The sequence below is a fragment of the Niallia sp. FSL M8-0099 genome, from assembly GCF_038006945.1.
Taxonomy (GTDB): Bacteria; Bacillota; Bacilli; order Bacillales; family Cytobacillaceae; genus Niallia; species Niallia circulans.
Genome location: NZ_JBBOWF010000002.1, coordinates 1,158,099 through 1,174,305 on the forward strand (window position 1 = coordinate 1,158,099; position 16,207 = coordinate 1,174,305).

The 16,207-nt window shown below is 39.5% G+C and carries 13 protein-coding genes; 5 read left to right on the top strand and 8 right to left on the bottom strand.

The features are described from left to right. Nucleotides 1-264: 264 nt before the first annotated feature. A complete protein-coding gene (locus NSQ92_RS20275) occupies nucleotides 265-396 on the bottom strand; it encodes a hypothetical protein (RefSeq protein ID WP_268874889.1) in 132 nt (43 codons plus the stop codon). 21 nt (nucleotides 397-417) lie between these two features. After that, the gene (locus tag NSQ92_RS20280) at nucleotides 418-1,359 is read right to left on the bottom strand and encodes a glycoside hydrolase family 113 (protein WP_251689471.1); all 942 of its coding nucleotides are present in this window, start codon (nucleotides 1,357-1,359) and stop codon (nucleotides 418-420) included. A 158-nt stretch (nucleotides 1,360-1,517) separates the two neighbouring features. Between NSQ92_RS20280 and NSQ92_RS20285 the strand changes: the two genes are divergently transcribed. From NSQ92_RS20285 to NSQ92_RS20295, 3 genes are all read left to right on the top strand, one after another. Then, nucleotides 1,518-2,867 (top strand): MATE family efflux transporter, encoded by a 1,350-nt coding sequence (locus NSQ92_RS20285; RefSeq protein ID WP_047942626.1) that lies wholly within the window; start codon nucleotides 1,518-1,520, stop codon nucleotides 2,865-2,867. Between the two features lie 27 nt (nucleotides 2,868-2,894). Continuing rightward, on the top strand, nucleotides 2,895-4,091 hold the full coding sequence (locus NSQ92_RS20290) for an AGE family epimerase/isomerase (protein WP_095258185.1): 1,197 nt from the start codon (nucleotides 2,895-2,897) through the stop codon (nucleotides 4,089-4,091). 73 nt (nucleotides 4,092-4,164) lie between these two features. Next, nucleotides 4,165-5,513 (top strand): IS3 family transposase gene (locus NSQ92_RS20295; protein ID WP_341152345.1). Its coding sequence is split into 2 segments (ribosomal slippage): nucleotides 4,165-4,621 and nucleotides 4,621-5,513, totalling 1,350 coding nucleotides; the frame shifts between segments, so codons are not numbered across the junction. Between the two features lie 49 nt (nucleotides 5,514-5,562). Here the strand turns inward: NSQ92_RS20295 and mgrA are convergent. From mgrA to NSQ92_RS20320, 5 genes are all read right to left on the bottom strand, one after another. Continuing rightward, nucleotides 5,563-6,555, bottom strand: coding sequence for an L-glyceraldehyde 3-phosphate reductase (mgrA, locus tag NSQ92_RS20300; protein ID WP_061801324.1), 993 nt, complete (start codon nucleotides 6,553-6,555; stop codon nucleotides 5,563-5,565). A gap of 236 nt (nucleotides 6,556-6,791) precedes the next feature. Beyond that, nucleotides 6,792-7,667: an ROK family protein gene (locus NSQ92_RS20305; protein ID WP_095322812.1), complete on the bottom strand. Its 876-nt coding sequence runs from the start codon at nucleotides 7,665-7,667 to the stop codon at nucleotides 6,792-6,794. Between the two features lie 92 nt (nucleotides 7,668-7,759). Beyond that, on the bottom strand, nucleotides 7,760-9,151 hold the full coding sequence (locus NSQ92_RS20310) for a glycoside hydrolase family 1 protein (protein ID WP_047942634.1): 1,392 nt from the start codon (nucleotides 9,149-9,151) through the stop codon (nucleotides 7,760-7,762). Between the two features lie 14 nt (nucleotides 9,152-9,165). Continuing rightward, nucleotides 9,166-11,400: an alpha-galactosidase gene (locus tag NSQ92_RS20315; protein ID WP_341153173.1), complete on the bottom strand. Its 2,235-nt coding sequence runs from the start codon at nucleotides 11,398-11,400 to the stop codon at nucleotides 9,166-9,168. Further along, nucleotides 11,393-12,352 (bottom strand): acetylxylan esterase, encoded by a 960-nt coding sequence (locus tag NSQ92_RS20320; protein WP_251689479.1) that lies wholly within the window; start codon nucleotides 12,350-12,352, stop codon nucleotides 11,393-11,395. The genes NSQ92_RS20315 and NSQ92_RS20320 overlap by 8 nt, the downstream gene beginning before the upstream one ends. A 391-nt stretch (nucleotides 12,353-12,743) precedes the next feature. Between NSQ92_RS20320 and NSQ92_RS20325 the strand changes: the two genes are divergently transcribed. Continuing rightward, nucleotides 12,744-13,871, top strand: a complete 1,128-nt coding sequence (locus tag NSQ92_RS20325; RefSeq protein WP_095258190.1) for a GntR family transcriptional regulator — start codon at nucleotides 12,744-12,746, stop codon at nucleotides 13,869-13,871. A gap of 20 nt (nucleotides 13,872-13,891) precedes the next feature. Here NSQ92_RS20325 and NSQ92_RS20330 read toward each other — a convergent pair whose 3' ends face one another. Beyond that, on the bottom strand, nucleotides 13,892-14,944 hold the full coding sequence (locus NSQ92_RS20330; protein ID WP_047942638.1) for a permease: 1,053 nt from the start codon (nucleotides 14,942-14,944) through the stop codon (nucleotides 13,892-13,894). Between the two features lie 198 nt (nucleotides 14,945-15,142). On the opposite strand from NSQ92_RS20330, the gene selD reads away from it, so the two are divergent. Further along, nucleotides 15,143-16,192, top strand: a complete 1,050-nt coding sequence (gene selD, locus NSQ92_RS20335; RefSeq protein WP_341153174.1) for a selenide, water dikinase SelD — start codon at nucleotides 15,143-15,145, stop codon at nucleotides 16,190-16,192. The last annotated feature ends 15 nt before the right edge of the window (nucleotides 16,193-16,207 follow it).

Consider the following 16,207-nt stretch of genomic DNA (forward strand, 5'->3'; position numbering starts at 1 on the left):
CAAATAATTAGGTCATATAAAGAGTTAAAGCATATTTTGAAAACTTTACCATTAAGCGCTTACAAACATATTCTACCATGGTCAATTCCATTTGTATAGTCTTTTGTTGAAAAAGTAAGGACAATTATTTTTATGGTGATATAGTTATGTTAAGCGCATACATTTTAATGATTTGATTTATTGCTTGCTAGGACACTTGATATATTGTTGCTTTGTTTGCTTTTGACTGTTCTTACCGCTTTTATTGCTTCATGAACACCATTTTTATGATTGCCTAGGCTGGTTTAGGCTTTCATCTCTCTTATGAACACCACTTTCCCGCGTACCTCCGCTTCTTTTGGCTTCATCTCCTTTATGAACACCACTGTTCCAATTCCCTCGGCTATTCACGTTCATCTCTACAACTACCCTCCATCCTCACTCTCCACCAACGGAAGAATAATAATCCTTAATCACTTTTTCTGCAGCTTTTCCATATACAGCGTAATCTTGATTGCTTTTTGCTTGTTCAATTGGATATAGATGAGCTTTCCAGTCCCATAAGGCAAATCCCTTTACCCAGCTGCGTTTGCTGGTTGCTTGAAACATTGCTTCATACCATCTTTTTTGAACTTCTTCGCTGAATTCGCCTCTTTTTGTCCAATCATTTGGGAGCAAATCTCCACCTACCCAGCTTGGACAGCCAGCTTCACAGAAAAAGAATGGTTTCTTGTGTTTCTGTACTACTTTTTCGATACGGTCTAATTGTGCTTCCCAGGCATCAATCGGGTAATAGCCGCTAGAAGAAATTACGTCAACAGCATCCCACCACTTTAAGACATCTTCTTGGTACTTATCGCAGTTATATGTGATTAAACCGCTATATACTTTGCGCACTTCTTTTATAAGGTGACGCCATTCAGCTTCTCTTCTGTCTGCATTTACTAGTTCGCAGCCGATTACAAACATGGGACACTTCATTTGCTCTGCTAGCTTTGCATAGTGCAGAATGTACTCATTATAAGAAGCGAACCATTCAGACCATTTTGGTTCACAAGGTACATCCGTATCAAAGAAATTAATATGGGCACGCCATGTACCATCTGCCACGTTTACCATTGGCTTTAAAGTGACCTCTAAACCTATTTTGTTAGCGTATTCAATTAACTGCACTGTTTCTTCATCACTGACTACATCGGGATGATTCTTCCAATTAATTGTGGTGGATTGTGGAGTATCCTGCTCTGCAACAACAGTTAGGACAATATGTTCAACTGCACATCTTTCTTTTAGCAGCTTCAGTGATTCTATCGTTTTCTCCTCTTGCCATTCTCCTCTTTTGCTCATAAATCCAAAGCTAAATCCTTTCATAAATTCCATCGCACTTTCCTCCTTTATCAATAAATCAATATAAATATAAAGTTTTATATTGAATTGTCTATACTTTTGTTGTAAATTAATTATATATTTCGACTTCCAATAAGTAAAGAACAAAACGGGAGAAAAAATAGACAATTTAATAGAAAGAAAGTGACAGAATGGAAGATAGCAAGAAAGAATATTATAGGAAAATGATGTATTTTACCATCCCTATTACTATTCAGCTTTTGATTACTTCAGGTCTTAATATTATTGACTCCATTATGGTCGGCAGACTTGGTGTAGACAGTATTGCAGCTGTGGGGATTGCCAATAAATTCACGCAGATTCCGACGATTCTTCTACAAGGATTTGCAAGTGGCGCAACCATCTTCTGTGCCCAATACTGGGGAGCAAAAAATAAAAACGGCATTAGTCGCTCGGTTATCTTTGTAAGCGTACTCACCGCAGTTTTTTCCCTTTTCTTTACACTCTTGACACAGTTTTTCTCCTACCCGATTCTTAGCTTTTTTTCTTCGGATATTTCTGTTAAGCAATTGGGCGGTGAATTTTTGCAAATTCTCGGTTACTCCTATGTTTTTACAGCCTTATCTATGATTTTTGTAATCGCTTTAAAAACAACTGGCGAGGTACGTAAACCAACCTATTATAGCGTAATTGCCTTATTAGTGAATACGCTATTAAACTATGTCCTTATATACGGGAATTTCGGAGCGCCTGCATTAGGAGTCGAAGGTGCTGCGATTGCGACACTAATCGCTCGTATCATTCAAACTGCTCTTCTTTTCATGCTTCTTGTAAAAAAAGAGTTCCTTTCTTTTTCGATTATCAAAAAGAATCTCGATGTTTTCCGAAGCAGTTTAAGCAAACAATATTTTAAAATCACGATGCCATCCATCATTAACCATGGTACATGGACGCTTGGAGATACGCTCTTTTTCTGGCTGTATGCCACAATGGGCACAAATCAAACTGCCGCTATCTCGATGATTGATCCGATTATTTTTATTTTCACCTGTGTCTTTACCGGGATAAGCGATGCATCGGCAGTCATGATTGGAAATCAGCTTGGTGCAAATGATAAAAAAGGTGCTTTTCAGTATGCAAAGAATTTCATCCGGATTACTACGGGAACTTCTATTGTCGTCGGAATTCTGATTTTAATCCTACTCCCGCATGTGCTGTCGCTTTATCGACTTACACCAGAAGTAGAACAACTTGTTTATGGCATTATGTTTGTCTATATCCCCTTTTCCATTGCCAAAAATCTAAATTATATCAACAATGTCGGCATCTTGCGTGCTGGAGGCGACACAAAATATGTAATGTGGCTAGACACAATCGGTGTTTGGCTAGTCGGGCTTCCACTTGCTGCATTAGGCGTATACTTCCAGCTGCCATTGTTTGCTGTCTATGCACTTGCTAACTCCCATGATTTTATTCGAGCCTTCTTGGGGTTAAAAAGAACTTATACAAAAAAATGGATTCGCAATATTGTTGAAGGGTAAAGAAGGTAAAAAAGAGGAGGAGTTACCATGAAGAAAATAGAGTTTATGGAAGAGTTGGAGAATCGTATTTTGCCATTTTGGTTAAATCTAATGGATAAGGAGAACGGCGGATTCTACGGGGTGGTTGATTACCATTTAAAGCTTCATCCTGAAGCCCATAAAGGTGGCGTTTTAGGTGCCAGAAACCTATGGACCTTTTCCGCTGTGTATCAATACAAACAAGATCCAGCCTATTTAGAAGCTGCCCATCATGCTTATGAATTTTTTAAAAATAAGCTCTGGGATCAGGAAAACGGCGGCATCTATTGGCTTGTTGATTATAAAGGAAATCCGGTTATCTCATCAAAGCATGTCTATGCCCAAAGCTTTGCGCTTTATGGCTTAAGTGAATATTATAAGGTGTCTAAAGATATGGAAGTATTAGCTTTAGCACAAAAATTATTTTATCTTATAGAAGATATTTGCTTCTCTGAATCATTAAACGGTTATTTGGAAGAATTTAATGCCGATTGGACTAAAAAGGAAAATGTTCTATTAAATGAGGGCGTGGAGGCTGCCTTTACAACAAATAGCCATTTGCATATTATCGAAGCATACACGACCCTTTACCAAATTTGGCCTGATGAAAGACTATTACGCAAAATTGATAATCTATTAACGCTATTCCATACACATATTTTTGATCATCAAAAGCATTATTGCCACGCTGCCTTTGACCAAAATTGGAATAGTATAAAAGATACTTTCTCGTTTGGACATGATATTGAAACGAGCTGGCTTTTATCAGAAGCATTGAATGTAACTAAGCTCGATAGACCAGAAATAGTAGAAATGAATAAGCTCATGGCATTGGAGGTTGCTAGAGAAGGGCTTGCTGAAGATGGATCGCTTATGGATTACAAGGCAACAAATGGCACCATTCACGCAACAAGAGTCTGGTGGGGACAAGCCGAAGCAGTAATCGGCTTCCACAATGCCTATGAATTAACGAATATCCAAAACTATCTAATATATAGTGAGGATGTATGGAAATACATTCAAGCATCTATCCATGATAAGCGCGAGGGCGGCGAATGGTACTCCCGCATTGATACAAACGGTGAAGTTATTTCTTCTCTCCGCGATGAAAAGTACCAAACACAAGAAAACATCGTCGACTCATGGAAATGTCCCTACCATAATGCAAGAATGTGCTTAGAAATGATCAAACGCTTAGCAAATTAAAGAGAAAACCACTGCTCTTGAACTGCACCCCAATTGTTAGACACAAACTAACAGTTGGAGGTGCAGTTTTTATATGTCTAAATTTAATATAGAGGAAAAAATAGAAGCAGTTATTCGTTATCTACAGGGAACGGAGGGGGTAAAATTTATTGCGAAATCCATAGGGGTACATCATACAGTCTTATTAAATTGGATAAAACAATATGAATATCATGGTGCCGATGCTTTAATAAAACCCTATACATCTTATACAACACAGTTTAAACTAGACGTACTGAATTATATGAGAGAGACAGGGACGTCTATAAGGGAAACTGCTGCAATATTTAACATTGCAACACATAGTACCATTCTAAAATGGCAAAAAGGTTTTGAATTACATGGAATTGACGCCCTGAAACCAACACAAAAGGGGCGCCCACCAATGAAAAAGGAAACGAATAAACCTCAACCAGTAGAAGGGTCTGAAGAAGCATTACGAGCTGAAAATGAACGTTTACGGATGGAGAATGCTTACTTAAAAAAGTTACATGCCTTAATTCAAGAAAAGGAAAAACTACAGAACAGGACAAAGCGCAAATAATTTATGAATTAAGGCAAGAATTTAAAGTGATTGATCTAGTAAAGGTCGCTGGTATTGCGCGTAGTACGTATTACTATTGGGTAAAACAAATGGATCGCCCAGATAAATATAAGGAAGTTAAAGAGTTAATTCAGGAGATTTTTGATGAACATCAGGGACGATATGGATATCGTCGGATCACATTAGAATTACATAACCGAGGCATCAAAATAAATCATAAAACAGTCCGCCGTCTTATGAATGAGATGGGATTAAAGTGTCTTGTGCGTATGAAAAAATATCGTTCCTACCGTGGGCAAGTAGGGAAAATAGCCCCAAATATTTTGGAACGTGACTTTAAAGCATCGAAACCAAACGAAAAGTGGGTAACGGATGTAACAGAATTCCATCTACACGGGGAGAAGCTATATTTGTCCCCCGTTCTAGATTTATTCAACGGAGAAATCATCGCTTATAACATAGAAAAGCGTCCTGTTTATCTACTTGTTTCGAAAATGCTGGACAAAGCTTTTGAGCATTTGAAAGAGGGTGACACCCCTATCCTCCATTCGGATCAAGGTTGGCAGTATCAAATGAAGAAGTACCAACATGCTTTAAAGAAACATGAGATTACTCAAAGTATGTCACGTAAGGGGAATTGTTTAGATAACGCAGTCATGGAGAATTTCTTTGGCTTATTAAAGTCTGAATTACTCTATTTAAAAGAATTTGAGAGTATGGAGCATTTTAAAGAAGAATTAGAGAATTACATTCACTACTATAACCACAAACGGATTAAGACAAAATTAAAAGGCATGAGTCCGGTGCAATATCGAACTCATGCCCTAGTAGCTGCCTAAATCCCGTGTCTAACTTTTTGGGTTCAGATCATCTGCAGTGGTTTTCTCTTTATCCTCTTAGCACCTTATCAATAGCCACGAGCTCTTCCGCACTAAAATGAATATTATCCAGTGCCTTCACATTGTCTTCAATTTGGCTTATCTTGCTTGCACCAATGAGTACACTTGTAACAATGCCATCACGCAAAATCCAAGCAACTGCCATTTCGGCAAGGGTTTGCCCTCGTTCTTTCGCAATATTGTTTAAAGCTCTTACTTTATCTATTGTCTGATCCACATTTTCTTTATGCAGCCATAGTCCCGTTTCCCGATTGGCACGAGAATCCTCAGGAATTCCATTTAGATAGCGGTCTGTCAATAATCCTTGAGCAAGTGGACTAAAAGCAATCGCTCCAAGCTGTTTTTCCACTAAAACATCCTTCAATCCATCCTCAATCCAGCGATTAAACATGCTGTAAGAAGGCTGATGAATAATGAATGGCGTTTTTTTATCTTCAAAAATCCGCGCGATTTCTCTTGTTTGCTCCGGTGAATAGTTGGAAACACCAACATATAACGCTTTGCCTTGACGGACCAATAAATCCAAAGCCTCCGCCGTCTCCTCTAAGGGCGTTTCCTCATCTGGACGATGGTGATAATAAATATCCACATATTCAAGACCCATCCGCTTTAAGCTTTGATCAAGACTAGCCACTAAATATTTCTTCGAGCCACCATCACCATACGGACCAGCCCACATCCCATATCCTGCTTTTGTGGAAATAATCAGCTCATCCCGATACGGCTTTAAATCCTTTTCTAAGATTCTCGCAAAATTCTCCTCCGCACTGCCGGCAGGCGGTCCATAGTTATTCGCCAAATCAAAATGCGTAATTCCCAAATCAAATGCTCTTCTTACAAGAGCACGACTATTTTCAAATAAATCGACACCCCCAAAATTATGCCACAGCCCTAGTGACAGCGCCGATAATTTCAATCCGCTCTTCCCCACACGATTGTAAATCATTTTTTCATACCTATTTTCATTAGCCGTATACATGATTTGTCCCTCTTCTCCAATTATTTTAACTGCTATTTTTTGCAAAAAATAATATTGTGGACTAGCAATATATTGAATTTTGATCGTTGTTTAATGGTCAGCGCTACTTCGGCGGTACCGTGTCTGTTTGTTTGAGAGATCCAAAAACTTGTTTGTGCAATTTGCTAGATTACTTGTGGATTTTGTCCATTTATTTGCGCTTCTTGCAAGTTTACTTGTGACTCCGCCCTTTCCACTGCCTACTTCCCAAAAGCAAGCTCATAATTATAAACAGCACCAATTAAATTGGCGTCATTTTGAAATTCGCATATAGCTACTTCGGGAATGAATGGAGCGATTTTTGTGCTTTCTACTACTCTGGCAAGATGAAGGTTCAATTCGTCTAGTAAGCCTTCTTTAGCAGAGACACCCCCGCCAATTATGATTTTTTCCGGATCGAAGCTGTACTGCAGATTGTAGATGCCTGTTGCCAAATAGTGATAGAACGTTTCTACTTCTTCTTTTGCTGTCTTATCCCCTTGTTCGGCGAGATCGAATACTTCTTTGCCGCTTAATGGCGTTTCTAATCCCATTCGCTTGGAATAGCGTTTTGCCATATTGACAGCCGTCCCTAGGTCACTAAAGGTTTTATCTTCTTTAAGCAGCATGTATCCAAACTCGCCCCCAAATAGATGTTTTCCATGGCGGATTTTCCCATCCACAATCACTGCGCCGCCAATTCCCGAGCCAATAACTACGAACAGAACATTCTGCATTCCACGTGCGGCACCTTTCCATACTTCCGCCAGACCTGCACAGTTTGCATCATTTTCCATGGAAACTGGACAGCCAAATAGTCCCTCTAGCTCGAAAATAACTGGAAAGTGGTGAATATAAGGAACAGCACTTGCCCCTTCAATTATTCCTTTCCTTTGATTCACCGCCCCTGGAGCACTAAATGCAATACCCTCAATAGTGTATTTTGCGTCCATTTTTTCTTTTAACTGTATCATTTCTTGTTTCATCTCATCCCAAGTTTTTGGTGTGATGAAAGAGCCTTTGTCCACTAGCTGTTCTTTTTCCCAGACAGCAAACTTTACAGAAGACCCGCCTATATCCATTACTAATAAGGACATTTGAACACCCCCGATTTGTGTGCGTTTTTACTCTTAATTATATGCCTGGAGAAAAGACCATCGCAAAAATTAAGCGATGATCTTCTTCCTAATTATTCAATCCCATTCTTAGCACTTACTTCTTTAATCCAATGACCCGATTTCTTAATAGTTTTCACTTGTGTATGAATATTGTTTGAAATAAATCCATAGCGGTTGCGATAGGCATTCATCCAGCTCCAGCAATCGATTGGCGTCCATAAATGATAGCCATAACAATTAGAGCCCTCCTCGATTCCCTTATGAACCCATTCTAAATGTTCTTGAATAAATTCAATGCGGTAATCATCCTCGATCACACCTTCTTCATTTAAGAAACGTTCCTCGCGGGAAACGCCCATGCCATTCTCTGATACAAACCATTCGATATTTTTATAGTTATCACGAATATTAATGGCAATATCATATAGCGCCTCCGGAAAGATCTCCCAGCCTTTATCCAAGTTCATGCGGCGGCCAGGCATAGCATAATGATCGTAATAGCGATCTGGCATCCAGTCGCCGACACTGTTCGGTGCTACATCTGGCGCTTTTACACGCGAAGGATGATAGAAGTTTACCCCAAGTGTATCAATGGTATTTTCTTTTAAAATCGTTAGCTCTTCTTCTGTTGATTCCCAAATTACTTTATCCTTTGTTAAAAGTTCCACTAATGCAGGCGGAAATTCTCCGTATACGGCTGTATGCAAGAACATTTCATTGCGCCATAGGTCTGCAATTCTCCCTGCTTCCACATCTTCTGGCTTATCGCTTGCTGGATAAGAAGGAGTTAGATTTAAGATTGTGCCTATTTTTGCTCCTTTTTCGTTCATTTTTAAGTCGCGGAATTCTTTAATTGCCTTTGCAGATGCTAGGTTTAAGTTATATGCCACCTGTACTGCCTTTTTTCCGTCTACTACTTTTGGATAATGGAATTGGTATAAATATTGCCCATCGACAATGACCATTGGCTCATTAAATGTAAACCAATGCTTCACGCGATCGCCGAATAATTCAAAGCAGCGGCGAGCAAACTTGGCAAAAAGATCAACGACATGCTTGGATTCCCAGCCGCCATATTGATGATACAGCTCGACAGGCAAATCGAAATGGTGCAGGTTCATTACAGGTGTAATCCCTTGCCTGATAAATTCATCAATTACATTGTTATAAAAACGCACCCCATCTTCATTTAAGCTGGCTGTTTCGAAATCATCTATTAAACGTGTCCACTGAATCGATGTACGAACAGAGTTTAAGTTGATCTCTTTCATTAACGCAATATCTTCTACATAACTATTGTAAAAATTAGATGCTGTATCTGGTCCTACATGATTATGGAATACTTCTGGCTCCGTTTCATACCAGTAGTCAAAAACGTTCGCATGCTGTTTATTAAAACGACCTTCACTCTGCGGCCCAGATGTTGCTGCACCCCACCAAAAATTTTCCGGGAACTTTTTCATGATTTTAATCTCCTTTATTGTTTCTCTGCTAAATAAAATATCTTGCTGTTGTAATCGGAAATATGCTCTCTTGACCAGTAATCGCTGGCACGGTCGATATAATTTCCCGCAAATATTAGCCCGATTTCCATTAAATCATCGCCATATCGCTCTACTTCATTATTAATCGTATATAATTTATCTACTGCTAAGCCCTTTAACCGCAAGCGTTCATACGGTCGATTCGGCTTTGCCAGCACTTCATAATAGCCGATGATTGCTTCTGTCTTATCTTCGGAGACGACCATCCAGGCTGTTTCGTTATTCGTAAAAGGACTTTGTAAACGGATAAATGTACCTTGCTGGATTAGCTTGCGATGCTTTTTAAAGAAAGCAATATGCTCCTTCATCTTCGCATGCTCTTCTTCCGACATTTTCGTAATGTCCAGTTCATAGCCAAATGTACCGAAATAAGCAACATTTGCTCTTGTATCTAAGCTCGTCATCCTGCCAACTTGATGATTTGGAATAGCTGACACATGACTCCCAATGCTAGATAACGGATAAACCATAGAAGTACCATATTGAATTTTCAAACGCTCAACTGCATCCGTATTATCACTAGCCCACGCTTGGGGAGCATAGTAGAGCATGCCTGGGTCGAATCTAGCTCCGCCCCCTGCACAGGATTCGATTAATAGATGTGGATATTTAGCTAGCAGTCTCTCATATAGAGAATACACACCTAAAATATAGCGATGGAATACTTCTCCCTGCTGCTCCTTTGGCAAAGCAATCGAAAAGACCTCGGAAATATAACGGTTCATATCCCATTTGATATAGTCGATTTTGCTGGTAGAAAGAATAGCATCCATTTGAGCAAAAATTCCGTCGACAACTTCTGGACGAGAATAGTCGAGGACAAATTGGTTGCGGCCATGAGATGTTCTTTTTCCAGGAACATGAATAAGCCAATCTGGATGGTCTGCAAAAAGCTTCGTGCCTTTGCTGATCATTTCTGGTTCAAACCATAAACCAAACTTTAGATCTAATGCATGAATTTTCTCTGCTAAACCTTTAATGCCATTTGGCAATTTGTCTTTATTTTCAAACCAGTCTCCTAAGGAAGAAGTGTCGTCATGTCTTTCCCCAAACCAGCCATCATCGAGGACGAATAATTCGACACCCACTTCAGCTGCTTTTTTGGCAATATCCAAAATCTTATCCTCATTAAAATCGAAATAGGTTGCTTCCCAGTTATTAATGAGAATCGGACGTTCTTTATCGCGCCATTCACCGCGAGCAAGTCTTGTACGATATAGCTCATGGAAGGTCTGACTCATCCCATTCAGGCCTTCATCTGAAAATACAACAACAGCTTCTGGCGTCTGGAATGCTTCATTCGGCTTTAAGCGCCAAGTGAATTCGAAGGGATTGATGCCGATCATCGCTCTTGTTACTTGATATGTATCCACTTCCACTTGTGCTAAAAAATTGCCGCTGTAAATTAAACTAAAGCCATATGCCTGTCCTGTATGCTCTGTCGTATCCGGTCGCACCAATGCCATAAACGGATTATGCAGATGGCTGCTTGCCCCTCTTGCACTAGAAATCGCTTGAATACCCGTCATCACAGGCTTTCTTTCCATCTGATTTTCCCGTGCCCAAGCTCCATGTAAATGAACAAGTTCAAAATTTTTATCAGGAAAATCAAGACTTAAGCTCAACGCTGATTCTAAATCATAGCTTTGCTTACCATTGTTTACAAACTTCGCACTCCGAGCAATTGCTTTTCTCCCCGCAAAAATTGTATAAAATAAATGAATACTTATGTCTGAATACGTATCTTTTAAAACAACCTCTAATGTCTCCGCTTCGCCCTTGTCCTCTACATAAGTAGCAGGCAGTCCCGTTAATGCAGGCTTTCCTTCTAGGATGCTATGATGATCATAACGGAAATCAGAAATCCGATCCCCTTCCGGATAACGAATTTGCTGTGCCGGTGTGCGAAAATCTGTTGTTCCATAAGAAGGGTATTCTTGTCTTATATGCTCTAAAGAAGAAGTATGATCTCCCTCTATTTGATTATTAGAAGGACGAATCTCTCTTTCTAGTAAATATTGAAAATTATGACGATGTCGGATTGCCTTACCAAAATAAAGATGCTCTAGCTGGGATGTTTTTTCAATGACACGAAATAAATAACTTATAAGTCCGTTTGATAAATGAAATTCTAGTGTTTCTTTATTGAATGTAATCATTCTACTCATGATTTAACAAAAACCCCCTTACTCTATCTCCGAGCTTCGGCAAATATTCATGCCCGTACTCTGGGAAGAAAATCATCTCTTTTGGTGAAGAAATCTGATTGTACACAGCAAATTGCGTTGCTGGCGGACAAACGCCATCTTCTAAGGCAATTGCCCACTTTACTTCTGCTTTAATTCTCGGTGCCAAATGCTGTAAGTCAATGTATTCTAATGTATCGAAAAATTCCTCTTCTCTGTCATGCATTGGATCTCTGAACCGGAACCAATATGCCAATTCCTCATATGCAGATGAATTAATGTCTAACTCAAATACTTTGCGATAATCACTAAGGAAAGGATATTGTGCTACTACTTTTTTCACTCTCGTTTCCAGTGCTGCACAGACTAATGACAGAGCACCGCCTTGTGAGGCACCTTGAACAGAAACAGCCTCTTCATCAACTTCCTCCATGCTCATTAAAATTCTAGCTGCATGAGCAGTATCTAAAAATACGCTTCGATAATAAAGGCTCTCTGGTCCTTCTTCGACACCGCGGATAATTAATCCTTTTAATGTCGTTCCTTTCGCCGTTGTCGTATCTTCTGACTCTCCGCCTTGCCCGCGACAATCCATCGCAAGAACAGCGAACCCCTCTGTTACCCAGGAAAGCTTATCACCAAAGTCCCCGCTATCCCCATGGTAGCCATGAAACATCAGCATCCCAGGCACCTTTCCTTCTATTTTTTTCGGACGGATATATTGGCATCTTATCCTTGCACCTTTTACACCTGTAAAATATAAGTTGAAAAATTCTGCCGTTTTGGAAGGAATCTCTACTCTTTCTAACTCGTAATCTAAGCTTTGTTCGTCTAGCTCTTGTAACGCCTTATCCCAATATAAATCATAATCCGCGGGCTTTCGACCAGATCCTTTATATTCTCGATATTCATTGATTACCTGCTCTTTTTTCATGAAGGACACCTCCGAACTGTTATCGCTTTCATTATAATGTATATACTTGAAATTGTAAATGTCTATATTTATTTATATTAATGTAAAATCAAAATTTAGTTGTAGTATTTTTTCGTTTATAAATGCGGTTATTGTTATTTTATTGAATAATTTTCATTGTATACTTGCCGATTATGCTTTTTTGTTGGGGCTGATGGAGAATGAGTTTGCAGTTTTTATAGCATTGGTTGCATTTTTCTTACTTTATTTGCGACCTTTCCACCTTTATTTGCGAATTCTTTCATCCTCTCCAATCCAATAAACTTTTCACAAAAACAATAAAAAATGTATATCTGCGGAAATGGCTGCATTTGTTAGAAGTAACAGATTTGCATTTAAAGGGGGAGTTACAATGGGGCGACATTCAAAAAAGGTAATGGTGATGGAATCGGTAAAGGATTGGGTAATCAATGGACGAGTCAAACCGGGGGATCGGATTTATTCGGAGTATGAGCTTTCGAAGCTGTTTGATGTAAGCAGGCATACGGTTCGATTAGCGATTGGAGAACTTGTCGATGAGGGATGGCTCTATCGGGAGCAGGGTGTTGGCACCTTTTGCGGGGAACCTTTTGCTAGTAGAAAAGGCCAGAAAATAGCGAATGGGAAAAACATTGGGGTGATGACCACTTATCTTTCTGATTATATTTTTCCATCGATTATCCGTGGAATGGAAACTTATTTAACAGAAAGGGGATATTCTTTAACATTAGTTTGTACGGAAAATGATCATGCAAAGGAGCGATTATGTATCCGCAAGCTCCTTGATTTGAATGTGGACGGACTCATTTTAGAACCTACGAAAAGCAGTCACTTCAATCCTAATCTAGATTATTACCTGGAGCTGGAGGAACGCCATATCCCCTATGTAATGATTAATCAATATTATTCGCAACTCTCTCCCTTCTATTTAATTATGGATGATGTAAAAGGCGGATATATGGCAACAGATCATTTAATCCAGCTTGGGCATGAGACAATTCTTGGTCTCTTTCAATCGGATGATTTACAAGGCGTTCATCGCATGCAAGGCTTTTTGCAGGCGCTGCGAAATGAGAGGCTTACGATTGCACCGGAGCTTGTCGTTACTTTTACTACCGAAGAATTACATGCTGGTTTGGAGGAGAAAATTTTGAATACGCTTACAAATAGAAAGAATATGCCTACTGCTATCGTCTGCTACAATGATTATGTTGCCGTTATCGTTCACAAAGTTTTACAAAAATTGCATTTATCTGTACCAGAGGATATCTCCCTTGTTGGCTTCGATGATACTGCACTAGCTGACTCACCAAATCTTCCATTAACTACTATCGCCCATCCGAAAAGTCATATGGGAATAGATGCAGCTAGAAGAATTATTGCAGCCGTTGAAGGAAAAGAATACAATCTTTCCTTGGACGACCCGATTATTTATGAACCAGAACTAGTCATCCGTTCCTCCACTGACGTTGTAAAAAAGAACAGATCCGCCGTGTTTTAACACATGCGGATCTTAACATACTAGAATATTAACTTTCCTATTAATCCACTGATAATTCCTAAAACGACTACCGATATGGATACAAATACGAGTACTTTTCTTGGAAAGGATTTCGCTACCATCAATAAAGATGGCAAGCTTATACTTGGCAGTGTAATAAGCAGGGCCGCAGCTGGTCCTGCTCCAAGACCCATTGCCATTAACGTTTGAATGATCGGAATTTCAGCGGCTGTTGGAATAACAAAAAGCATCCCAGCTACTGCAAAAATCAGAATAGCAATCAAACTATTAGACATGCTGTCACTTAGCTGCGGGAAGAGCCAAAAACGCGCTGCACCTAGAATTAATACGGACAGAACATAGGCCGGTACCACATAAAGAACCATGCTTCCAAGAGAAGTAAGCCATCTATTTAAAAATGAACGCTTATCTACTTCTGCATCTTCTATTAATTTATCCATAGAAACAGGAGTTGGATTTTTGACAAAGCGGTTGGCAAAATAGCTAATGCCAAAGGTTAAAACTAGTCCAACGATAAGACGTAATACAGTAAACTTCCAAGAAAGGACAAAAGTCATAAAAATTAAGGTTGCTGGGTTGATGGTTGGATTCCCAATCCAAAAGGCCAAGCTTGCGCCGACGGAGGCATTTTTTTTACGAAGCCCCACAGCGACTGGCGCGGCACAGCAAGTACACATCATTCCTGGTATAGATGCTAGTCCTGCTGCTGCAGTACTGCCAAAGCTTGTTTTCCCTAGCACTTTTAACAGCCAGCCAGTCGGCAGAAGAACTTGCACAAGGGAACCTAGCAGAATACCTAAAATTGCTGCCTTCCAAACAGATTGGAAGTAAGTAACCGTATAATCTACTGCGGCACTCCATGTGAATGTTCCGGAAATCTGATCTTGCAGAATCGAATCTCCGATAGAATTTGTTTGAAAAGAAAGGATGGCTTTATGATAATATGGCCACCATTTCACATATGTGAGACCGATTACTGCGACTAAAACAAATAGAAAAGCGAACCAAAACGTTCTTTTTTTACTTGATTGCTCCTCTGCTAACGTACTCATCACTTTCACCTTCGATATATTAGATTAATTGCGTTTTAAATTATATCATATTTTAAAATTTAGGTACCCGAAAATGATTTAATCTCCTTTTTTTCCCATCCAATCTGCTAAGCATGCAATGTCCTGCTAACTGCTTTATAATAGAGAAGAATACTTAATAAAAAATATTTAATTTACTAGAAAGAAGGTTGGTGTCATATGACACAGTCTTATTCCGTTAAACTTACATCTTTATCTTCCAAAGGAGGCTGCGGCTGCAAAATCGGTCCTGCTGACTTATCTGAAGTCATTCGTACATTACCACCAGCAGAGAAAAATCCAAATCTTCTTGTTGGCTTAGATACAAGCGATGATGCTGGCGTTTACAAGCTGACAGATGAATTAGCAATCGTGCAAACAGTCGATTTCTTTACGCCAATTGTGGATGATCCTTACTCGTTTGGACAAATTGCTGCAGCAAATGCCTTAAGTGATATTTATGCAATGGGTGGAAAACCGTTAACTGCCCTAAACATTGTGGCTTTCCCTATTTCTGTTTTAGAAAAAGAAATTTTGGCTGATATTATGCGAGGTGCTGGCGATAAAGTGAAAGAAGCTGGAGCTACCCTTGTCGGCGGACATTCCATTGATGATAAAGAACCAAAATTTGGTCTTTCTGTCACTGGAACCATCCATCCAGATAAAGTACGTACAAATGCCGGTGCTAAGCCTACTGACAAACTAATTTTAACCAAACCAATCGGTGTCGGTATTTTAACCACTTCAATTAAAAGGGGTCTATTAACAGCAGAAGAAATTGATCGTGTGACAAAAGTTATGGCTACACTGAATAAGAAGGCTGCTGAAGTGATGGAGTCTTATAATGTACATGCTTGTACAGATGTAACTGGATTTGGATTACTTGGACATGCTTCAGAGATGGCGAAAGGAAGCAATACAACCATCCATATTAACCGCGATCAAGTTCCTGTTCTTCCACGTGTAAAAGAATTAGCGGAACAAGGGGTAATTCCTGGCGGTACGAAAAATAACTTTGCCCACCTAGAAGGCGATGTTACTTTTGCTTCTAGATTAGATGAGCTTGATCAGTTAATTTTATGCGATGCGGTAACTTCTGGTGGACTGCTTATTTCTGTTGAAGGTGAACAAGCAGATGCATTGCTGCAAGAATTAGTTGATGCCGGTGTAGAAGCGGCGATCATTGGAGAAGTCACAGAAGAGAGCCCTGGCCATATTTTTGTTGGGTAAGAGAAAGGCGGAGCT